This is a genomic window from Vibrio sp. Y29_XK_CS5 (assembly GCF_024181835.1).
Classification (GTDB): Bacteria; Pseudomonadota; Gammaproteobacteria; order Enterobacterales; family Vibrionaceae; genus Vibrio; species Vibrio harveyi.
Window position 1 is genome coordinate 34,638 of the sequence record NZ_JAMZAM010000002.1, and the last position, 22,444, is coordinate 57,081.

20 protein-coding genes are annotated in these 22,444 nt (G+C 44.8%); 12 read left to right on the forward strand and 8 right to left on the reverse strand.

Annotated features, from left to right (window positions below; translation table 11 throughout):
* Positions 1–1,137: an N-acetylglucosamine-6-phosphate deacetylase gene (nagA, locus tag NL647_RS10425; RefSeq protein WP_005446394.1), complete on the reverse strand. Its 1,137-nt coding sequence runs from the start codon at positions 1,135–1,137 to the stop codon at positions 1–3.
* Positions 1,138–1,626: 489 nt separating this feature from the next.
* On the opposite strand from nagA, the gene nagE reads away from it, so the two are divergent.
* Both nagE and glnS read left to right on the forward strand, forming a co-directional pair.
* Positions 1,627–3,201 carry an N-acetylglucosamine-specific PTS transporter subunit IIBC gene (gene nagE, locus NL647_RS10430; protein ID WP_005446396.1) on the forward strand — a complete coding sequence of 525 codons (1,575 nt, stop codon included), beginning with the start codon at positions 1,627–1,629 and terminating at the stop codon, positions 3,199–3,201.
* Positions 3,202–3,435: 234 nt separating this feature from the next.
* On the forward strand, positions 3,436–5,106 hold the full coding sequence (gene glnS / locus NL647_RS10435; RefSeq protein ID WP_005446398.1) for a glutamine--tRNA ligase: 1,671 nt from the start codon (positions 3,436–3,438) through the stop codon (positions 5,104–5,106).
* A 53-nt stretch (positions 5,107–5,159) separates the two neighbouring features.
* Here the strand turns inward: glnS and NL647_RS10440 are convergent, their stop codons facing one another.
* Both NL647_RS10440 and fcrX read right to left on the reverse strand, forming a co-directional pair.
* The gene (locus NL647_RS10440) at positions 5,160–5,747 is read right to left on the reverse strand and encodes a Tfp pilus assembly protein FimT/FimU (RefSeq protein ID WP_005446400.1); all 588 of its coding nucleotides are present in this window, start codon (positions 5,745–5,747) and stop codon (positions 5,160–5,162) included.
* A 72-nt stretch (positions 5,748–5,819) separates the two neighbouring features.
* Positions 5,820–6,269, reverse strand: coding sequence for a ferric iron uptake transcriptional regulator FcrX (gene fcrX / locus NL647_RS10445; RefSeq protein WP_005446402.1), 450 nt, complete (start codon positions 6,267–6,269; stop codon positions 5,820–5,822).
* 199 nt (positions 6,270–6,468) lie between these two features.
* Between fcrX and NL647_RS10450 the strand changes: the two genes are divergently transcribed.
* On the forward strand, positions 6,469–6,972 hold the full coding sequence (locus NL647_RS10450) for a DUF4442 domain-containing protein (protein ID WP_005446404.1): 504 nt from the start codon (positions 6,469–6,471) through the stop codon (positions 6,970–6,972).
* 55 nt (positions 6,973–7,027) lie between these two features.
* Here the strand turns inward: NL647_RS10450 and fldA are convergent, their stop codons facing one another.
* The 3 genes from fldA to NL647_RS10465 form a co-directional block, all read right to left on the reverse strand.
* Positions 7,028–7,561 (reverse strand): flavodoxin FldA, encoded by a 534-nt coding sequence (fldA, locus tag NL647_RS10455; protein ID WP_005446405.1) that lies wholly within the window; start codon positions 7,559–7,561, stop codon positions 7,028–7,030.
* A 48-nt stretch (positions 7,562–7,609) separates the two neighbouring features.
* Positions 7,610–7,831, reverse strand: coding sequence for a DUF2788 domain-containing protein (locus tag NL647_RS10460; RefSeq protein ID WP_005446406.1), 222 nt, complete (start codon positions 7,829–7,831; stop codon positions 7,610–7,612).
* Between the two features lie 112 nt (positions 7,832–7,943).
* Complete coding sequence (locus NL647_RS10465) at positions 7,944–8,711, reverse strand: alpha/beta fold hydrolase (RefSeq protein WP_009698588.1); 768 nt, start codon at positions 8,709–8,711, stop codon at positions 7,944–7,946.
* Between the two features lie 92 nt (positions 8,712–8,803).
* Here NL647_RS10465 and seqA point away from each other — a divergent pair, with 92 nt between their 5' ends.
* On the forward strand, positions 8,804–9,346 hold the full coding sequence (seqA, locus tag NL647_RS10470) for a replication initiation negative regulator SeqA (protein ID WP_005446408.1): 543 nt from the start codon (positions 8,804–8,806) through the stop codon (positions 9,344–9,346).
* Between the two features lie 92 nt (positions 9,347–9,438).
* Positions 9,439–11,085, forward strand: coding sequence for a phosphoglucomutase (alpha-D-glucose-1,6-bisphosphate-dependent) (gene pgm, locus NL647_RS10475; RefSeq protein ID WP_017818951.1), 1,647 nt, complete (start codon positions 9,439–9,441; stop codon positions 11,083–11,085).
* Between the two features lie 303 nt (positions 11,086–11,388).
* Here the strand turns inward: pgm and NL647_RS10480 are convergent, their stop codons facing one another.
* Positions 11,389–12,141, reverse strand: coding sequence for a DUF1853 family protein (locus NL647_RS10480; protein WP_045490531.1), 753 nt, complete (start codon positions 12,139–12,141; stop codon positions 11,389–11,391).
* Between the two features lie 132 nt (positions 12,142–12,273).
* On the opposite strand from NL647_RS10480, the gene NL647_RS10485 reads away from it, so the two are divergent.
* Positions 12,274–13,032 (forward strand): Nif3-like dinuclear metal center hexameric protein, encoded by a 759-nt coding sequence (locus NL647_RS10485; protein WP_005446417.1) that lies wholly within the window; start codon positions 12,274–12,276, stop codon positions 13,030–13,032.
* Between the two features lie 313 nt (positions 13,033–13,345).
* On the opposite strand, the gene NL647_RS10490 is transcribed toward NL647_RS10485, so the two are convergent.
* Complete coding sequence (locus NL647_RS10490; protein WP_005446419.1) at positions 13,346–14,635, reverse strand: citrate synthase; 1,290 nt, start codon at positions 14,633–14,635, stop codon at positions 13,346–13,348.
* A 395-nt stretch (positions 14,636–15,030) separates the two neighbouring features.
* On the opposite strand from NL647_RS10490, the gene sdhC reads away from it, so the two are divergent.
* The 6 genes from sdhC to odhB all read left to right on the forward strand — a co-directional run bounded on the left by sdhC (position 15,031) and on the right by odhB (position 22,409).
* Complete coding sequence (gene sdhC, locus NL647_RS10495) at positions 15,031–15,423, forward strand: succinate dehydrogenase cytochrome b556 subunit (protein WP_005446421.1); 393 nt, start codon at positions 15,031–15,033, stop codon at positions 15,421–15,423.
* Positions 15,417–15,761, forward strand: a complete 345-nt coding sequence (gene sdhD, locus NL647_RS10500) for a succinate dehydrogenase, hydrophobic membrane anchor protein (protein ID WP_005446422.1) — start codon at positions 15,417–15,419, stop codon at positions 15,759–15,761. The genes sdhC and sdhD overlap by 7 nt, the downstream gene beginning before the upstream one ends.
* On the forward strand, positions 15,762–17,528 hold the full coding sequence (gene sdhA / locus NL647_RS10505) for a succinate dehydrogenase flavoprotein subunit (RefSeq protein WP_009698584.1): 1,767 nt from the start codon (positions 15,762–15,764) through the stop codon (positions 17,526–17,528).
* Positions 17,529–17,543: 15 nt separating this feature from the next.
* Positions 17,544–18,254, forward strand: a complete 711-nt coding sequence (locus NL647_RS10510) for a succinate dehydrogenase iron-sulfur subunit (protein WP_005446424.1) — start codon at positions 17,544–17,546, stop codon at positions 18,252–18,254.
* Positions 18,255–18,346: 92 nt separating this feature from the next.
* Positions 18,347–21,172 (forward strand): 2-oxoglutarate dehydrogenase E1 component, encoded by a 2,826-nt coding sequence (gene sucA, locus NL647_RS10515; RefSeq protein ID WP_009698583.1) that lies wholly within the window; start codon positions 18,347–18,349, stop codon positions 21,170–21,172.
* A gap of 28 nt (positions 21,173–21,200) precedes the next feature.
* Positions 21,201–22,409, forward strand: coding sequence for a 2-oxoglutarate dehydrogenase complex dihydrolipoyllysine-residue succinyltransferase (gene odhB / locus NL647_RS10520; RefSeq protein WP_005426699.1), 1,209 nt, complete (start codon positions 21,201–21,203; stop codon positions 22,407–22,409).
* Positions 22,410–22,444: the final 35 nt, after the last annotated feature.

Here is a 22,444-nt window from a genome sequence, read left to right on the forward strand (position 1 = left end):
TTAATTTTGCTCGTATTGTCCGTTAACAACCGTCGCTTTTACATTGAAGTCACGATCGAAAATGGTCAGGTTAGCTACCATTCCTTTTCGAACTCGGCCAAGACGCTCCTCAACACCGATTGCGGTTGCTGGGTAAAGCGTAGCCATTCGTAGAGCTTCTTCTAAAGCGATGCCTGCGTGCTCAACTGAATTCTGAACTGCTTCAATCATAGTCAGAGCTGAGCCGCCTAGTGTGCCATTTTCATCAACACACTTACCATCTCGGTAATATACTTTCTTACCGACAAAAATAAAGTGATCAATGTTAGCACCTGCTGGAGCTGTGGCATCCGTCACCAAAACAAGCTTTTCGCCTTTGATTTTATGAGCGATTCGGATGTTTGCGTAATCAACGTGGAAACCATCAGCGATGATACCAGCGTAGACTTCAGGGGTGTCATAAATCGCACCAACTACACCTGGTTCACGGCCAACCATCGGTGTCATCGCGTTGAATAGGTGAGTTGCGAATGTGATGCCTGCATCGAAACCTTGGCGAGCTTCTGCATAAGTTGCATTCGTGTGACCGATAGAAACAACAATGCCAGCTGCTTTCAAGCGTGCAATGTGCTCAGGATCATTTTGTTCTGGTGCAAGCGTTACTTTCGCGATGATGTCTGCGTTAGCACAGATTAGATCGATCATACCGTCATCAGAAGGGCGGATGAAGTCAACGCTATGAATACCTTTTTTCGCTACGTTAAGGTACGGACCTTCAAGATGCAGACCTAGCGATTGGTTTTGGTATTTGTTGTGGTACTCGCGAGCAGCAGTGATAGCAGCACGCATATCTTCGTCTGAAGATGTGATTAGGGTAGGTAGGAAGCTTGTACAACCCGACTTTAGGTTAGCTTCATGCATGATCTGCATTGTTTCTGGTGTGATTTCGTCGTTAAGCATCACACCACCACAGCCATTTAGCTGTAGGTCGATAAAACCAGGGCTTAGATTAGCACCGTCCAGGTCTTTTACTTCAATACCTTCTGGTAGTTGAGTCACTGGTACAACTGATTGAATCTGGTCATTGTCGATGATGACAGCATGATCGGTAAGAACATCACTACCGGTATAGATTTTACAGTTACTTAGCGCGTACATAGTCAGCTAGTCCTTATAGATGAGAATTCATTTTCTGTCCCGTTATCTAACTGGTGACTCTATGAGTCAGGCTGGTACTTAGTTTGTATCACTGAATTAGATAACGAGTCACATACAGCAAGTCGCGTTTTATCGATGTCATTATCAGAGTAACTAACTGAAAAATAATAAATGAATTAGTTTTTATGATTGTTTTCCAGAGCGAAGTTACTGCGAATCATCTGTAGAGATACCAAAATAACACTGATTCTGTCTTGCATAAAGTACGAGAATCTTATCTCTAAAACGCCATTTTTTCGTATAATAAAATAAGTTTTATGATCTCGCTAGCAAAAACCTTCTGAATGACCAATTTCTGGTGATTATGATCACAAACAATGAGGTTTTAATTTGCGGAGCAAAATTAATATCATAAACTGATAGCGACTAAATTGAACGACTGAAATAAGTCATTCAACAAAACATAAAATCCTATAGGGGGAACTTAAGGTGAATATTCTTGGATACGCGCAGAAGTTAGGTAAAGCTCTTATGCTTCCTATCGCAACGCTTCCAGTTGCAGCGCTTTTACTACGTTTGGGTCAGCCTGACCTTTTAGATATTGCGTTTATGGCATCTGCTGGTAATGCAATCTTTAGTCAACTTCCACTACTATTCGGTCTAGGTATCGCGATTGGTCTTTCTAAAGACGGTCAAGGTGCTGCAGGTCTAGCTGGTGCAGTTGCTTACTTCGTTCTTACTGCGACAGCAGCAACGATCGATGCAAGCGTTAACATGTCATTCTTCGGCGGTATCATTGCAGGTATCATCGCTGGTCACTCTTACAACGCTTTCCACGCTACTCGTCTACCTGAGTGGTTGGCATTCTTCTCTGGCAAACGTCTAGTACCAATCATGGCGGGTCTATTCTCGCTAGTTGCTGGTGCAATTGCTGGTGTTGTATGGCCAACAATCCAAGGCGGTCTTGACGCGTTAGCGCACGCAGTTTCTACTTCTGGTGCTATCGGTCAATTCGTATACGGTACGCTTAACCGTGCACTAATCCCTGTAGGTCTACACCACGTACTAAACTCGTACTTCTGGTTCGGTATGGGTACGTGTCAAGAAGTTCTAGTATCTGGCGCAACAGCGGCGGGTCAAGCGCTTCCTGCTCTACAACAGCTTTGTGTTGACCCAGCTCTAGCTAAGACTCTTGTTGCTGGTCAAACTCACACATTCGAATTCGCTAACTCTGTAACTCCAGAAATCACAGCAACAGTTAAAGAAGTAACTGAAACTCTGAAATCTGGTGACCTACACCGCTTCTTCGGCGGCGATAAGAGCGCTGGTGTATTCATGAACGGTTTCTTCCCTGTAATGATGTTCGGTCTACCTGGTGCAGCACTTGCTATGTACCTAGCAGCTCCGGTTGAGAAGCGTAGCCAAGTTGGTGGTGCACTATTCTCAGTAGCATTCTGTTCATTCCTAACAGGTATCACTGAACCTCTAGAGTTCATGTTCGTGTTCCTAGCTCCTGCTCTATACGCTATCCACGCGGTATTTACAGGTCTATCTCTAGTACTTGCAAACATGCTTGGCACGCTACACGGCTTTGGTTTCTCTGCAGGTCTAATCGACTTCGTACTGAACTACGGTCTAGCAACTAAGCCTCTAGTACTACTTGCTCTAGGTTTGGCTTTCGGTGCTCTATACTTCTTCACATTCAGCTTCGCAATCCGCGCTTTCAACCTGAAATCGCCAGGTCGTGAAGATGACGAAGATGAAACATCTGCAGCTCCTGCTGGTGATGCAGCAAAAGGTGACCTAGCTCGTCAATACCTAAAAGCGCTAGGTGGTCACGACAACCTAACTTCAATCGACGCGTGTATCACTCGTCTACGTCTAACACTTAAGGATCGCTCTGTTGCAGACGAAGCAGTACTTAAGAAATTAGGCGCGAAAGGTGTTGTTAAGCTAGGCGAAAACAACCTTCAAGTTATCCTTGGTCCTCTTGCAGAAATCGTTGCTGGTGAAATGAAAGCAATCGGTGCAGGTGAAGACCTATCAGATGTAAAACTTCCTTAATTACATCTTAATGACTCTCTATAAAGACCTCCTTCGGGAGGTCTTTTTTTGTTTATACGGATTTAATATGCTGCGCTTTCAAGCGAAGAACAGAAATATTCCCGTTTTAACGACGGTTCTTGTTGTCTAATCGCTAAGAATTGTGGATCATTAGGAACAATGCACTCTGTAAACCGAGTAAGGCTACGGAGTACTGTTTTCTCTGACAATACTAATATTTTTGAGGTGCTATAGATGAGTGAAGCTGATGCTCGTCCATCAAACTTTATTCGCCAGATCATTGATAAAGATCTAGCGGATGGTAAACACACTAGCGTGCATACTCGATTCCCGCCGGAGCCAAATGGCTACCTGCATATCGGTCATGCTAAGTCTATCTGTTTGAACTTCGGTATTGCTCAGGACTACCAGGGTCAATGTAACTTACGTTTCGACGATACAAACCCTGAAAAAGAAGACATCGAATACGTTGAGTCTATCAAGAAAGATGTAAACTGGTTGGGCTTCGAGTGGGATGGTGAAGTATGTTACTCATCAAACTACTTCGACAAGCTTTACGAATATGCAATTGAATTGATTAATAAAGGCTTAGCGTACGTTGATGAGCTAAGTCCTGAGCAGATTCGTGAATACCGCGGTACGCTAACGGCTCCGGGTAAACCAAGCCCATACCGTGATCGTCCAATCGAAGAAAACCTAGCGCTATTTGAAAAAATGCGCGCAGGTGAGTTCGAAGAAGGTAAAGCGTGTTTACGTGCGAAGATCGATATGGGTTCTTCATTCATGGTAATGCGTGACCCAGTTATTTACCGTGTACGTTTCGCGACTCACCACCAGACTGGTGATAAGTGGTGCATTTACCCAATGTACGACTTCACGCACTGTATCTCTGATGCGCTAGAGGGCATTACGCACTCTATCTGTACTCTAGAATTCATGGACAACCGTCGTCTGTACGACTGGGTTCTAGACAACATCACGATTGATTGTCGTCCACACCAGTACGAATTCAGCCGCCTAAATCTTGAATACACAGTGATGTCTAAGCGTAAGCTAAACCAACTAGTGACTGAGAAATTGGTTGATGGTTGGGACGACCCACGTATGCCTACAGTGTCTGGTTTGCGTCGTCGTGGCTTCACATCAGCATCTATTCGTGAATTCTGTAAGCGTATTGGCGTAACGAAGCAAGAGAACATGATTGAGTTCGGTTCACTAGAATCTTGTATTCGTGACGATCTAAACGAAAACGCACCACGTGCGATGGCTGTTCTAGATCCAGTTAAGATCGTTATCGAGAACTTCGAAGCTGGCGCGGTAGAGACGCTGACTGTTGCTAACCATCCAAACAAACCTGAGATGGGTGAGCGTGAAGTGCCATTCACTCGTGAAGTTTGGATCGAGCGTGAAGACTTCCGCGAAGAAGCGAACAAGAAGTACAAGCGCCTGGTTCTAGGTAAAGAAGTACGTCTACGTGGCGCATACGTGATCAAAGCTGAGCGCATCGAAAAAGACGCAGAAGGTAACATCACGACAATCTTCTGTACTTACGATGCTGAAACGCTAGGTAAGAACCCTGCAGATGGTCGTAAAGTGAAAGGCGTAATTCACTGGGTATCAGCAGACAAAGCATTGCCTGCAGAAATCCGCATGTACGATCGTTTGTTCACAGTACCAAACCCAGCGGCTGCGGATGACTTTGCTGCGACAATCAACCCAGAATCACTAGTGGTTCTAAACGGTTTTGTTGAGCCAAGCCTAGTAAACGCAGAAGCGGAAACAGGTTATCAGTTTGAGCGTATGGGTTACTTCTGTGCAGATTCAAAAGACTCTTCAGCAGAGAACCTAGTATTCAACCGTACGGTTGGTCTACGTGATACTTGGGCGAAAATCGAGAACCAATAATCTCAATCCTTCGCTAATAAAAATGCCAGCATCATTGCTGGCATTTTTGTTTGTTATTCCAATCTAGTTGGTTTTGATGTCGTGACGCTGCCTGTTTTTGAGTCATACCATATGACGAAGCTAGAGTTATCAGGATTGCGATCGTAACCTTTTTTAGTAAAGGTATAATAACAAACAGATTGGTGGGATTCTTTGTCTTGGACTCGTCGGGTAATAAAATCAAACCTATCGTTCGCGTTACGATTATTTGATAGAGAATATTCGTTGCCGAGTAAAGCTTGCCACACGGCAATACAACCAGCATTCCCTTGTCCTATGTTATACGGGTTGCCAATCACGCCATTTCTGTTGCCCTTGTTAGTGCCAAGCGGAAAGCCAAACTCATTTACATCCAGTTCGCCACCACCATATCCATCGATATCTGTTTGAGCTTCCTGTGTTCCACCATTGACTAACCATTGGCTTTGGGTAAATCGCACGCCTGTTTCGAATTGGTCAGCGATGGATTCCATTTTTGCTTGATACGCATCGTCTTGGAGGTTTAAAAAACGGGGAGCTGCAACAACAGCTAGGATGCCGAGAATGACGATCGCAATGATAAGTTCTAGTAGGGTAAAGCCTTGAGGATTCCTTCTCTTCATTGCTCTTCTCCATAAAAAAACGTCAGCCTTAGCTGACGTTTTACTATGTTTATCAATAAAAAGAAATACTTCTTATTTTACTGGTTTGTGTGCGTCTGGATTATCTTTGCAAGAACCGTCGCTGCATTTGCCGTATAGGTATAAGCTGTGGTTAGTCAACGTCACGTTGTACTTAGCGGCGATTTCTTTTTGACGTTGCTCAATAACATCGTCAGAAAATTCAATAACCTCACCACAATCCAGACAAACAAGGTGGTCGTGGTGGTGTTGCGTTGATAATTCAAAAACTGATTTGCCGCCCTCAAAGTGGTGACGAGTTACAATACCAGCATCATCGAATTGGTTGAGTACACGATAAACGGTTGCAAGACCAATCTCTTCACCGAGATCAATCAGCTTTTTGTACAAATCTTCAGCACTGATGTGCTGGCAGTCTGGCTGCTGAAGTACTTCTAGAATTTTTAGCCTCGGAAGGGTTACTTTTAAGCCCGCATCCTTCAGCGCCTGATTATTGTCTGACATATACTTTCCCGTTGGATCATCTGCAGCGATTTAACAGAATTCAATATTCCTACCATTATAGGCGAAGCGTTCGAAACATTAAACCACGAACTTCAAAGGGTTAATAGATTCTTTTTGTAAATTAGAAACAGGTCGATTATATTACAGATCAGACCAGTTACAAATTGATAACATCAGAATCGCAAAGACATGGAAAGTTATGAATAAGCGACTTGCTAAGATATATAAACCGGGAATTGTGAAATTTGCGCTCAATATTTGGCCGCCATTTTGGGGGGCGGGTATTAAAATCTTACATATTTCTGAAGACTTTCGAACGGTTAAAGTACGTTTGAAGTTGAGATGGTGGAATAAAAACGCCAATCGCACTCAATATGGAGGGAGCATTTTTTCCCTGACGGATCCTATCTACTCGCTGATGCTCATGGGTATTCTACGTGAAGAATATTATGTATGGGACAAAGAGGCGAGCATCAACTTTATCAAGCCAGGACAAAGTGATTTGTTTGCTGAATTTGAGGTGACGGAAGGAATGCTGGACGACATCTATCAGATGACGCGCAATGGAGAAAAATGTTTCCCTGAGTTTATTACCCACGTCAAAGATAAGGAAGGCAATGTGGTCTCTGAAGTTCAGCGCAAATTGTATGTACGCAAGAAACCACAATTTCGCGAAGAAGAAATTGCTACTGAGGTATCTTGATTACCACATACAAAAAGACCTCCAGAGTGGAGGTCTTTTTAATGAATGCTTTTAATTAGCCTTCAAGCTCAGCTAGGCACATCTCTTCGTAGATTTGCTTAACCCAGTTTTCAACACGTTCATCAGTAAGTTCTGGTTGACGGTCTTCATCGATACATAGACCTACAAACTGGCTATCATCACCTTCTACAAGTGCTTTAGATGCTTCGAACTCGTAACCTTCAGTTGAAGTGTGACCCAGAATAGTACCACCTTTCGCTTCAACGATATCACGTACTGTACCCATTGCATCACAGAAGTACTCTGCGTAATCTTCTTGGTCACCACAACCGAAGATAGCAACTAGCTTTGTCGAGAAGTCGATTTGCTCAAGTTCAGGGAAGAAGTCATCCCAGTCACATTGTGCTTCGCCGTAGTACCAAGTCGGAATACCTAGAAGCAGAAGATCAAAGTTATCAATGTCTTCTTTGCTGCTTTTTGCGATGTCTTGAACGTGAACTAGTTGTTTACCTAGTTGCTTTTGAATCATCTTTGCAACGGCTTCAGTATTACCTGTGTCGCTACCGAAGAAGATACCTACACTTGCCATAGAGTCTATACCTTTACATTGTTTGTTACTGGCTATGGGATAGAGAGCTTAACCGAGCCCTGTGCCTTCCCAACTGAGCTGAATCAGACCTTTCGCAATGAAGCCAGCGCAGCCAAGGAAAAGAACCAACCACACAATACGACGACCGAAAACAGGTACGTTACCTTGTTTTAGTACATCTTTTATTGCCATCCCGATGAAAAAGAAGATAGCAGCAAAAAGAAGATCGAGCCCGATCGACTCGAGCATGTCCATATAGTCGTATAGCATTGTCGTCCTTCATGCCAAAAATTCTTGGGCGCACTATACCACTGTTAAACCGTAAAGTTAATGCACAACAAGAAGGGTTATTTCAATAATCTGGCGTTGTTTTCCGAATTTGTTAACTGGAAATATATTTCCTGATCACCCGCATAACTTCTGCTGGTTTTTCTGCATGTAACCAGTGTCCTGTGTTAGCAATAATGTGCGCTTTTGCATTGTTAAACTGACGCTTAACTGCAGGCTGGTGCTCTGGCATCAAGTAGTCGGAATCGCCGCCTTTAACAAATAGAGTTGGAATGTCGGTGGGTGCGATGTCGTTCCAACCGATGATGTTGTCGTAGTTGTTCAGTAAGCCCGTGACGTTAAAACGCCAATCCATTTTGTTCCCGTTTTTATATAGGGACTTTGACAAGAATTGTCTGACTCCATCCATCTCGATGTGTTGAGCGAGAATATCCATAGTTTGTTGTCGATTGGCTGGTTGTTCCTCGATTACTGCTCGCAAGCCATTAAATACATTGTCATGACGGTTGGTTTGATAAGCCACAGGAGCCATGTCTAATACAATCAGCTGTTTGACGAATTCAGGTGCGACATCTGCGAGTTTCATCGCTACTTTGCCACCCATTGAGTGACCAATAACTAACGCTGGCTCGATGTTTAAATGGTGAAGTAAATCAGCAACATCTTGTGCCATCACTTCGTAATTGTGTGTATCTGAATGGAAAGAAAGACCATGATTTCGGAGATCAATGCTGATCACTGAGTGATCTTGAACGAGATCGCGAGCCAGTAAACCTAGATTACTGAAACTGCCAAATAATCCATGAATCAAAACAACCGTTTGGCCTTGCCCTTCCTGCTTATAGTTGAGTAATGCTGACATTTTATCTTATTCGTGATGGGTTTAACGTGGAGTATCCGCGAGGATCTCGTTATAATCCCCCAGAGTTTAAACATTGAGAATGTGAAAAGCGAATGAAAACAATTGAGGTTGATGAGGATCTATACCGTTACATTGCAGGTCAAACCAAGCATATCGGTGAAAGTGCCTCGGATATTTTACGACGCCTTTTGAACCTTGATGGTCAGTTGCAGGAAGCAGTCGTTGCACCTGTAGTAGAAAAGCCACAAGGGATTGTAGTAAGTAAAGATGCAGGTAAAGCAGAATCAGTAGATACCGTAAAAGAGATGCGTTCTCTACTTATCTCTGATGAGTTTGCTGGTCTTAAGAAAGCGATTGATCGCTTCATGTTGGTACTATCAACCTTACACAAACTAAATCCAGAGAGTTTCTCCCAAGCGACAAAAGTGAAGGGACGCAAACGTGTTTACTTTGCTGATAACGAAGAGACTCTACTAGCAAATGGTAACACTACCAAACCTAAAGCAATTCCTGGTACGCCATTTTGGGTAATCACTAACAACAACACCAGTCGTAAACGACAAATGGTGGAGCAGGTGATGACGCACATGGAATTCCAGCCTGACTTAATAGAGAAAGTAACAGGTTCAATCTAAGAAACCTGATAGAAGCCTCATAATGTGTAGCGTGTAGCGGATATTATGAGGCTTTTTTGATTTTATTTGTATTTAAAGAAAGGATGTCAAACATGGCTATGCACCCTCGTGCTGGGCAAAAAGCGCAGCAGGAAGATCTTCACAATATCCCAGCACTCGTTGCTAATTACTTCTTACTTCAGCCAGATGCAACTAATGCAGAACATAAAGTTCAATTTGGTACTTCTGGTCATCGCGGTACTGCAGACAAACACACTTTTAACGAAAACCACATCTTAGCGATTGCTCAAGCGGTAGCGGAAGTTCGTGCAGAACAAGGCACAACGGGTCCATTGTTTGTGGGTAAAGACACTCACGCGCTTTCTGAGCCTGCTTTTTCAAGTGTGGTTGAAGTATTGATTGCAAACGGTGTACAAGTGATTGTGCAGCAAGACAACGGCTACACACCAACGCCGGGTATTTCTCATGCGATCCTGACTTACAACATCAAGCACGATGATAAGGCAGATGGCATCGTGATCACACCATCTCACAACCCACCACAAGACGGCGGTATCAAATACAATCCGACTCACGGTGGTCCTGCAGAAGCTGAACTGACTCAAGCGATCGAAGATCGTGCAAATGCGCTAATTGCCGAAGGTCTACAAGGTGTTAAACGCTTACCTCTAGCAGAAGCAAAAGCATCGGATCTGTTTGTAGAGATGGACTTGGTGAAACCGTACATCGATGACCTAGTTAATGTTATCGATATGGAAGCAATCCAAAAAGCAAACTTGAAAATTGGTGTTGATCCATTGGGTGGTAGCGGTATTGATTACTGGCGTCAAATTGGTCAGGTGTACAACCTAGACCTAACGCTAGTAAGTGAAGCGATTGATCCTTCTTTCCAATTCATGTCTCTCGATAAAGATGGCGTTGTACGTATGGATTGTTCTTCTCCTTACGCAATGGCTGGTCTATTGGCATTGAAAGATGAATATGATTTAGCTTTTGGTAATGACCCTGACTACGACCGTCACGGTATCGTTACGCCAAAAGGTTTGATGAACCCGAACCACTTCTTAGCGGTTTGTATTGACTACCTATACCGTCATCGCGATGTGTGGGGCAAAGATGTTGCTGTTGGTAAAACGCTAGTATCAAGTGCTCTTATTGACCGTGTTGTGGCTGATTTAGGTCGTGAACTGTGCGAAGTACCAGTCGGTTTCAAATGGTTTGTTGATGGTCTATACACTGGTAAGTTCGGCTTCGGCGGTGAAGAAAGTGCTGGTGCGTCTTTCCTTCGTAAAGATGGTACGCCTTGGTCAACAGACAAAGATGGCATCTTGTTATGTCTTCTAGCGGCAGAGATCACTGCGGTAACGGGTAAGAACCCGCAAGATTACTATGAGGAGCTAGCTGCGAAGCATGGTGAGTCTAAGTACAACCGTATTCAAGCTGTAGCGAATGGTCCGCAAAAAGACGTACTGAAGAAGCTTTCACCTGAAATGGTAGCGGCTGAAACACTAGCAGGTGATGCAATCACTGCTCGTCTAACGCACGCTCCTGGTAACGGTGCTGCAATTGGTGGTCTTAAAGTCACGACCGCTAATGGTTGGTTCGCAGCTCGTCCATCAGGCACTGAAGACATCTACAAAATTTACTGTGAAAGCTTCAAGGGTGAAGAGCACCTAAAACAAATTGAAGCTGAAGCACAAGAAATCGTTAATCAAGTATTTGCAGCCGCTGGTTTGTAACTTTAGCGATTATTGTTTGAAAGGGTCGACTTTGTGTCGACCCTTTTTTGTTTGTGAAGAGGTATACTTCGCTTCAAGATTCGAAGGAGCCTCGCTTGGAGAGGCGAGCAAAAAGAAAGGGAGTCCAACTCGTTCGTTTCTCCCTTTTGAAGGTGATGAACTGGATATACTGGACCTCGGCAGCGTCATTTCCGAAAGCGGCGAAAGGTTGTGGTCGAGAATCTTTCTTATAACCGGAAATGTGGAGATTAGCTCGTTGAAAGAACTTGTCCCTAAAAAGACAAAATAAAATGTCTTTCGTTTTTAATTGGGCCACGTATCCGGTACAACAAACCAAAACTGGCCGTCCTTTGTCTGCGCGTGAACAAACCTATCAGATGGTTTGTCGATTGGATCCAAGAATTCCTCATTACCAGTTGCCCAGAGCGGTTTAGGAAGTGCGTAAAGTGGCTGTTTAATTTGTTCCCATTGGCTTTGATAACACCAGAAACCAGATATTTGTGTAAGGTCTAATTCATAACCTAAACAGGTTGTAGGGATAGGCTCTTTTGAAAAAGGGTTTACGTACAGACGTCCCTGCATTAGTAAATGTTCACTCGGTTCACTGTTTAGCGGTAGTTGCTGACGAAACTCTTCCCTTTGGCTCATTTTTAGCTGGTGGTTGAGCATGCGTTCGAGCTTTTTGTGCAGTTGGTCGTGAGCATTCGGCCCATACCAAACGCCTTGATGAAGTAAGTAGAATTTAATTGCGACTTCCCAATGCTCATGTTGATTACTTTCTACGTCTTTTAAGATCAGATCGACAGCACCAATGGTTCGCCCTGTGGCGTCATTTAATTGAATCTCTTCAGCAACCAGTTCATAACGAGGCGAACAGGTTAGCAACTTGGTGCAAAGGTACTGATACAGAAAACCAAGGCGAGGGTTTCCATCATATTCTTCATTGTCTGGCAGAGCCTGCGTCTGAATATCTTTGACAGTGACAAAAGGGGGCTTAAGTTTGAAAAGTGGAGAGGTGTTAGCAATCCATTGTTGGAAACGTTGTAGTGAATTCATCCATTATCCTTGTTGTCACGGGTAAAGCCTTTCTATTGTATCTAAATTTGTTTGAGTTGGGGATGTCACAACTGGCATCTGGATTGCGGTTCGATATACACTTTGCTCAAGCCACAAGTATTGGAAGTAATAATGAATAATTTACAGTTGGAAAAGATCCTCAACGAGAAATTGTCGCCGCAACTTATCAAAGACTACGCGCCAAATGGAATGCAAGTAGAAGGTAAATCAGAAATCAAACGTATCGTAACTGGTGTCACTGCTTCACAAGCCTTGATCAATAAAGCCATCGAGTTGGAAGCTGATGCTCTGCTTGTGCATCATGGGTACTTTTGGAAAGGTGAACCAGAGCCTATTCGTGGTATGAAAGGTAAGCGCATTCGTAGTTTGATTAAAAACGACATCAACCTTTACGGCTACCACTTACCGTTAGATATTCACCCAGAACTCGGCAATAACGCTGAGCTTGCTCGTTTGTTGAATATCTCGGTTGAAGGTGGGTTAGAAGGTCACCCTCAGTCCGTGGCGATGTTTGGTCGTTTAAAACAAGCGATGACAGGTGCTGAGTTTGCGAACAAAATTAATCAAGTCCTAAACCGTGAACCTTTGCATATCGCACCTGAAAATGCAGACAAAATGATTGAGACCGTCGGTTGGTGTACTGGCGGTGGTCAAGATTTTATTGAGCTTGCCGCTCAGCACGGATTAGATGCGTTTATTTCGGGTGAGATCTCAGAGCGAACAACTTACACCGCTCGTGAGTTAGACATTCATTATTTCTCTGCGGGTCACCATGCTACAGAACGTTACGGTATTAAGGCGTTGGGTGAATGGTTGGCGCAAGAGCACGGGTTAGATGTCACGTTTATCGATATTGATAATCCAGTATAGACGGGACGGACTTCATCCTTCGTGATACGGGGACGCTCTGCTTTCTAAACAGAGAGAAAGAGCAGATCCCCAACTCACTTGTGCCTCGCTCATAAAGAAGACGAAAACTCTGAAGTCTTCACGACGTCATCTCCGATTGTGAGGTAGGAGCAACGTCAGGAATTTCTTGTGTAATAGCTGTAAGAGCGTAGAGAAATAGTCTCTCGATGCGACGCATTTCATAGAACGCTGCGTGTTCTCATCTCTTCAAATAAAGAAAGGGTTGACGCTTTCACGTCAACCCCAACTCTTGTCCGATTATCGATTCTAACGGTTATTCACGCTCGTGCAGTGGAGAGAACTCACGCTGAGTTTCACCTGTGTATAGCTGACGAGGACGACCGATTCGGTTTAGTGGGTCGCTGTGCATTTCGTTCCAGTGAGCGATCCAACCGATAGTACGAGAAATCGCGAAGATTACCGTAAACATCGATACAGGAATGCCGATCGCTTTTAGAATGATACCTGAGTAGAAGTCTACGTTCGGGTAAAGCTTCTTAGACACGAAGTATTCGTCAGAAAGTGCAATACGCTCAAGCTCCATTGCTACGTCTAGTAGTGGATCTTTAATGTTTAGCTCTTTTAGAACTTCGTGACATGTTTCGCGCATAACTGTAGCGCGTGGATCGTAGTTTTTGTAAACGCGGTGACCAAAGCCCATTAGACGGAACGGGTCATCTTTGTCTTTTGCACGTTCAACGTACTCAGGAATGTTCTCTACACTGCCGATCTCTTCAAGCATCTTCAGACATGCTTCGTTTGCACCACCGTGTGCAGGACCCCATAGAGAAGCAATACCTGCGGCAATACATGCGAATGGGTTCGCTCCAGAAGAACCAGATAGACGAACGGTCGATGTTGATGCGTTTTGTTCGTGATCTGCGTGAAGCGTAAAGATTTTATCCATCGCACGAGCAACAACAGGGTTTACTTCGTATTCTTCACATGGGTTTGCGTACATCATGTGTAAGAAGTTTTCTGCGTAGCTTAGGTCGTTACGAGGGTAGATAAATGGCTGACCGATTGAGTACTTGTAACACATCGCCGCCAATGTTGGCATTTTCGATAGCAGACGGTACGCCGCAATTTCACGGTGTTCGTCGTTGTTGATATCTAGTGAATCGTGGTAGAAGGCCGCTAGTGCACCAACCACACCACACATTACTGCCATTGGGTGAGCGTCGCGACGGAAGCCATGGAAGAAGCTTGCGATTTGCTCGTGCACCATTGTATGGCGAGTAACCGTTGTTTTGAATTGCTCGTATTGCTCACGGGTAGGGGCTTCGCCATAAAGCAGGATGTAACATACTTCCAAGTAATCTGCGTTATTGGCTAATTGGTCAATTGGGTAACCGCGGTGCAAAAGAATACCTTTGCCGCCGTCGATGTACGTGATTGACGATTCACAAGATGCAGTGGCAAGAAAACCTGGGTCAAAAGTAAAGTAACCATTGGCTCCCAGTTTACGAACATCAATCACAGGTGTACCTAGCGTACCGTCCATAATTGGCAGTTCGATCGGCGCATGACCTTCAACATGAAGGGTAGCTTTCTTATCCGCCATAACAATCTCCTTTGTTTATTATTTAATCCGTCCAGGATGTTTATGTGCCATTTTTGTACTGTTGTTAAAGCTTAAAGTCAATTTTTCTCCATTTTTGTGTGCACTTGTTATGATTTTTCTCATGAAAATCGTTAAAAATCTGTTCTATGTAGCATAATTTGTTACATCAATTGTATTAGAATGTTGCTAGCCGTATATTGGCACAGAAAATTTTAGTTAAATCCTTATAAATTCGGGGCTAGAAACAAAAGTGAGGTTTGTTTGTGGACTCCGATTGTTAACAAAGTGTTTACAATTATCTCCGAGCTTATTGCGAGTATTTGTTAATCAAATGTTAACTTTTGTACGTTTGGAAGCTGAAATTGGTTATAACAATAAATGCTCAATGGAGCTGAGTGAGCAAGCCCGTGAAAGAAAGAAAGTCAAGACCTGTTAATTTAGATTTACAGACCATCCGCTTTCCCATCACAGCAATCGCGTCAATCCTACACCGTGTATCTGGTGTGATTACGTTTGTTGCGGTGGGTATATTACTTTGGTTACTGTCCATTTCTCTGTCGTCCCCGATGGGTTTTATGGAAGCCGCTGACATTGTCGATAGCTTCTTCGTGAAATTCATTCTATGGGGCATTCTAACTGCACTTGCCTACCACATTGCTGGTGGTGTTCGTCACTTATTGATGGACCTAGGTCATTTCGAAGAACTCGATTCAGGCGCGATGAGCGCTAAAGTCGCATTTGGTGCAACTGCAGTGTTATCACTACTGGCGGGGATCTTGGTATGGTAAAACACGTTTCTTCATTTGGTCGTAATGGTGTTCACGATTTCTTATTGATTCGTGCTTCAGCCATCATTATGACGCTATACACGATTTATCTAGTGAGCTTCTGTGCTTTCTCAGATATCTCTTACGCATCTTGGACCCAATTCTTTGGTGGTACTTTCACCAAAGTTTTCACCATGTTGGCACTTGTTTCTATTCTGATTCACGCGTGGATTGGTTTATGGCAAGTCTTAACCGATTACATTAAGTGCTCGAAACTTCGCGGTGCACTTCAACTTGGTGTTATTGCCGTTCTGTTCGGCTATGTCTTCTCTGGTCTATTTATTCTGTGGGGTGCGTAAGTGTCTATTCCAGTTCGTGAGTTTGATGCCGTAGTAATCGGCGCTGGTGGTGCGGGAATGCGCGCTGCACTACAAATTTCGGAGCAAGGCTTATCATGTGCTTTGCTATCTAAAGTTTTCCCAACTCGTTCTCATACTGTATCCGCGCAGGGTGGTATTACAGTTGCGCTTGGTAACTCGCACAAGGACGATTGGCAATGGCATATGTACGATACGGTAAAAGGTTCTGATTACATCGGTGACCAAAATGCGATTGAGTACATGTGTAAAAATGGTCCTGAGTCAGTTATCGAACTAGAAAAAATGGGTCTTCCATTCTCTCGCTTTGATAACGGAACAATCTACCAACGTCCATTTGGTGGTCAGTCAAAAGAGTTTGGTGGTGAGCAAGCGGCTCGTACAGCAGCAGCGGCAGACCGTACTGGTCACGCACTTCTTCACACGCTCTACCAACAAAACGTAAAACACAAAACAACCATTTTCTCTGAATGGTACGCTCTAGATTTGGTGAAAAACCAAGACGGCGCGATCATGGGTTGTACGGCTATCTGTATGGAAACGGGTGAGATTTGTTACTTCAAATCGAAAGCAACCATCCTAGCAACAGGTGGTGCAGGTCGTATCTACGCGTCGACTACCAACGCGCACATCAATACTGGTGATGGTGTTGGTATGGCACTTCGCGCAGGCGTTCCAATGCAAGACATGGAAATGTGGCAGTTCCACCCAACGGGTATTGCTGGTGCAGGTGTTCTTGTTACAGAAGGTTGTCGTGGTGAAGGTGGTTACCTTCTAAATAAAGATGGCGAGCGCTTCATGGAGCGTTATGCGCCAAACGCGAAAGACCTTGCTGGTCGTGACGTAGTAGCTCGTTCTATGATGATTGAAATCCGTGAAGGTCGTGGTTGTGACGGTCCTTGGGGCCCACACATCAAGCTGAAATTGGATCACCTAGGTAAAGATGTTCTTGAGTCTCGTCTGCCTGGTATCTGTGAGCTTTCGCGTACATTCGCGCACGTTGATCCAGTTAAAGAGCCAATTCCAGTAATCCCAACTTGTCACTACATGATGGGGGGTGTTCCAACGCAAGTTTCAGGTCAAGCAATCAAACAGACTGCTGACGGTAATGATGTCGAAGTCCAAGGTTTATACGCTTGTGGTGAAATTGCTTCTGTATCGGTACACGGTGCAAACCGTCTGGGCGGCAACTCACTGCTTGATTTGGTGGTATTCGGTCGCGCAACAGGTCTACACCTTGGCGAAACACTGGCTGCACAAGCTGAAGCTCGTCCAGCAACAGAGTCTGACATCGAAGCTTCACTAGCGCGTACTATGCGTTGGGAGAACAGCACTGGTGGTGAAGATCCAGTTCAAATCCGTAAAGATCTACAATCTTGCATGCAAAACAGCTTCTCGGTATTCCGTGAAGGCGATGCAATGGCAACAGGTCTGGAAGAGTTGAAAGTGATTCGTGAGCGCCTAAAAGATGCACACCTAGCTGACAAGTCTTCTGAATTCAACACGCAACGTATTGAGTGTTTAGAGCTAGACAACTTGATGGAAACTGCATTCTCTACAGCAGTAGCGGCGAACTACCGTACTGAAAGCCGTGGCGCACATGCTCGCTTCGACTTCCCTGAGCGTGATGATGAAAATTGGCTATGCCACTCAATCTACAACCCGGAAACTGAAGCAATGACTAAGCGTGATGTGAATATGACGCCAACTCATCGTGAAGCTTTCCCTCCGAAAGTACGTACTTACTAAAGGGAGGATATGACTATGAAACTGAACTTCTCTTTATACCGTTACAACCCGGATGTAGACACAAAACCTTACATGAAAGACTACGTTCTTGAAGTGGAAGAAGGCTCAGACATGATGGTTCTGGACGCGCTGATTTTACTAAAAGAGCAAGATCCGAGCATTGCATTCCGTCGTTCATGTCGTGAAGGGGTATGTGGATCTGATGGTCTGAATATGAATGGTAAAAACGGTCTAGCGTGCATTACTCCGTTATCTGCGCTTCAAGGTGACAAGATTGTCATCCGACCGTTACCTGGCCTACCAGTAGTACGTGATCTTATCGTTGACATGACACAGTTCTACGATAACTATGCGAAAGTTAAGCCTTTCTTGATTGATGACGGTGCTCTACCACCATCGCGAGAGAACTTACAATCGCCAGATGAACGTGCGCATTTAGATGGATTGTATGAATGTATTATGTGTGCATGTTGTACAACTTCTTGTCCATCATTCTGGTGGAACCCAGATAAATTTATCGGCCCTGCTGGTCTCTTAGCGGCTTACCGTTGGCTAATTGATAGCCGAGATACAGCAACTGATGAACGTTTGTCCGATCTTGATGATGCATTTAGCGTTTTTCGTTGCCATGGCATCATGAATTGTGTAAGTGTTTGTCCTAAGGGGCTAAATCCTACGAAAGCCATCGGTCACATCAAGTCGATGCTGGTGAATCGTTCGATTTAATTAACAACAAAAATTGCCGACCCAAATGGGTCGGCTCTTAATAGCTCGGCGCAGACCGAAGCAAACGTGAAAACTACTGGTTAAGGGAAAATATGCACAACGGCGTGATGAAGGCATGGCTCGAGTCTTCACACTTGGCTGGCGCCAATGCAACGTATGTAGAGGACCTCTACGAACTGTATCTAAGTGATCCCGATCTGGTAAGTGAGGAGTGGAAACGCGTATTTGATGAGTTGCCTAAAAACTCAGAAGAAGTGGCAGAACAGCCGCATTCGCGTGTCCGTGACTACTTCCGACGACTCGCTCAAGAAACAAAGCATTACAGTGTCCAAGTTAGTGATCCAGATGTCGACGCTAAGCAAGTAAAAGTTCTACAGCTTATCAACGCATACCGCTTCCGCGGTCATGAAGCTGCTGAGCTTGATCCTCTAGGTCTATGGCAACGTCCACCTGTGGCGGAGCTAGACCCTGCATTCCACAATCTCACCGAAGATGACTTCGAAGAAACTTTCAACGTAGGTTCTTTTGCTATTGGGCAAGAAACCATGCAGTTGAAAGACATCTACTCAGCTCTGAAGAAAACGTACTGTGGTTCTATTGGTGCTGAATACATGCACATGACGGATACAGAACAGAAGCGTTGGATTCAGCAACGTTTAGAGTCTGTGGTTGGTCAGCCATCTTTCGATAAAACTGAAAAACGTACATTCCTTGAGGAGCTAACTGCTGCTGAAGGTCTTGAGCGTTACTTGGGTGCTAAGTTCCCGGGCGCTAAACGTTTCTCTCTAGAAGGTGGTGATGCACTAATTCCGATGACAAAAGAGCTGATTCGTCATGCTGGTAAGAGCGGCATGCGTGAAGTGGTTATCGGTATGGCTCACCGTGGACGTTTGAACATGCTAGTCAACGTTCTAGGTAAGAAGCCACAAGATTTGTTTGACGAGTTTGCAGGCAAACATGACGAAACATGGGGTACGGGTGACGTTAAGTACCACCAAGGTTTCTCTGCAGACTTTGCAACGCCAGGTGGCGATGTCCACTTAGCGCTAGCATTTAACCCATCTCACCTTGAGATTGTAAACCCAGTAGTTATCGGTTCGGTTCGTGCGCGTCAAGATCGCCTTGGTGATTTTGATGGTAGCCGCGTACTGCCAATCACTATTCACGGTGACTCAGCAATTGCAGGTCAGGGCGTGGTAGCAGAGACGTTTAACATGTCTCTAGCGCGTGGCTTCTGTGTCGGCGGTACGGTACGTATCGTTGTGAACAACCAAGTTGGTTTTACAACATCGAACCCTCGTGATACTCGCTCGACGATGTACTGTACTGATATTGCGAAGATGGTACAGGCTCCGATTTTCCACGTTAACGCTGACGACCCAGAAGCAGTTGCTTTTGTCACTCGTATTGCTCTGGATTACCGCAACGAGTTTAAGCGTGATGTTGTGATTGATTTGGTTTGTTACCGTCGTCATGGTCACAACGAAGCGGATGAGCCGAATGCGACTCAACCGTTGATGTACCAGAAAATCAAAAAGCACCCAACACCACGTAAGCTATACGCTGATGTATTGATCGATAAAAATGAATCAGACATTGAAGTTGCAACTCAGCTTGTGAATGAGTACCGCGACGCGCTTGATAAAGGTGAAGTTGTGGTGAAAGAGTGGCGTCCAATGGCTCTTCACTCTGTTGACTGGTCTCCGTATCTAGGTCACGACTGGGATGTTGAGTGGGACAACAAATTTGATTCAACTCGCTTGAAAGAGCTTGGTCAACGCCTAATTCAATACCCGGATAGCCATAAGCTACAAAGCCGTGTAAACAAGCTTTACAACGATCGTGCTGCAATGATCAGTGGTGAGAAGCCATTAGATTGGGGTATGGCAGAGACACTTGCGTACGCTACCTTAGTTGACGATGGCAAGCGTATTCGTATCTCTGGTCAGGACTCAGGTCGTGGTACTTTCTTCCATCGCCACTCTGTTTTGCATAACCAAAACGATGCGAGCACTTACATCCCGCTAGCGAATATTCATGACAAACAAGGTCCATTCCAAGTCTTTGACTCTGTATTGTCGGAAGAAGCGGTACTGGCGTTTGAGTACGGTTACGCAACGGCAGAGCCAAGCGGTTTGACCATTTGGGAAGCACAATTTGGTGATTTCGCAAACGGTGCGCAAGTGGTGATTGACCAGTTCATTTCGTCGGGTGAGCAAAAATGGGCTCGTCTATGTGGTCTGACGATGCTGTTGCCACACGGTTATGAAGGTCAAGGTCCTGAGCACTCGTCAGCGCGTTTAGAACGTTACCTACAATTGTGTGCTGAACAAAACATGCAGGTTGTAGTGCCATCTACACCAGCACAGGTTTACCACATGATCCGTCGTCAGGTGGTGCGTCCAATGCGTCGTCCACTGATTGTTATGTCACCTAAGTCGCTACTGCGTCATCCACTTTGTACATCGTCTTTGGAAGATCTTTCTGAAGGTACATTCCAGCCAGCGATTCCAGAAATCGATAATCTGGAACCAAGCAAAGTGAAACGTGTTGTGTTCTGTTCGGGTAAGGTTTATTTCGACCTTCTAGAACAGCGTCGCAATAACGAACAAGATGATGTTGCTATTGTGCGTATTGAGCAGCTATACCCATTCCCGATGGAAGAAGTTCAAGCCGCTATTGAGCAATACACGAATGTTGAAGACTTTGTATGGTGTCAGGAAGAGCCTCAAAACCAGGGTGCTTGGTACTGTAGCCAACACAACTTCCGTGCTGCTATTCCAGCAGGCGCAGATCTTAAATACGCAGGTCGCCCAGCTTCTGCTTCGCCAGCAGTAGGCTACATGTCGGTGCACTTGAAACAACAAAAAGCGTTGGTTGAAGACGCTCTGAACGTGAACTCAAAAACTTCGAATTAAGAACTAGAAGTTAAAGGAAGAAACAGATATGACAATTGAAATTCTGGTTCCAGATTTACCTGAATCAGTTGCTGACGCAACCGTAGCGACATGGCACAAACAACCAGGCGACGTAGTCGAGCGTGATGAAGTTCTGGTTGATATCGAAACTGATAAAGTCGTGCTTGAAGTACCTGCTCCGGAAGCGGGCGTTTTAGAAGCCATTATCGAAGAAGAAGGTGCGACAGTACTTTCTAAGCAGTTGATCGCAAAGCTTAAGCCAGGTGCCGTAGCAGGCGAACCAACGACAGATTCAACAGAAGACAAAGAAGCATCTCCTGACAAGCGTCATAAAGCAACGCTGACAGAAGAGAGCAACGATGCGTTAAGCCCTGCGGTTCGTCGTCTTCTTGCTGAACACGGTCTAGAAGCAAGCCAAGTGAAAGGCTCTGGTGTTGGCGGTCGCATTACTCGCGAAGATATCGAAGCGCACCTTGCAAACGCAAAAGCAGCTCCGAAAGCAGAAGCTCCAGCAGCCGTTGAAGCGCCTGCAGCAGCTCGCAGCCAAAAACGTGTTCCAATGACGCGTCTACGTAAGACAGTGGCAAATCGTCTTCTAGAAGCGAAAAACAACACGGCAATGCTAACTACGTTTAACGAAGTGAACATGAAGCCAATCATGGACCTTCGTAAGCAGTACAAAGACCAGTTTGAAGAGCGTCACGGCACTCGTCTTGGCTTCATGTCTTTCTACGTGAAAGCAGTAACTGAAGCACTAAAACGTTACCCAGAAGTGAATGCATCTATTGATGGTGATGACATCGTTTACCACAACTACTTTGATATCAGTATGGCGGTTTCTACGCCACGCGGTCTAGTGACGCCAGTTCTAAAAGACTGTGACACGCTAGGTTTTGCTGATATCGAAAAAGGCATCAAAGAGCTAGCAATCAAAGGTCGTGACGGCAAGCTAACGGTTGATGAGTTGATGGGCGGTAACTTCACTATCACTAACGGCGGTGTATTTGGTTCATTGATGTCTACGCCAATCATTAACCCACCACAATCAGCAATCTTGGGTATGCACAAGATCCAAGAGCGTCCAATGGCGGTTGATGGCAAAGTAGAAATCTTGCCAATGATGTACCTAGCACTATCTTACGATCACCGTTTGATTGATGGTCGTGAGTCAGTGGGTTTCCTAGTAACAATTAAAGAGCTACTAGAAGATCCAGCGCGTCTGTTATTAGACGTTTAATATCGCTAAAACGTCGAGTTGTCCCTGATAGCTCG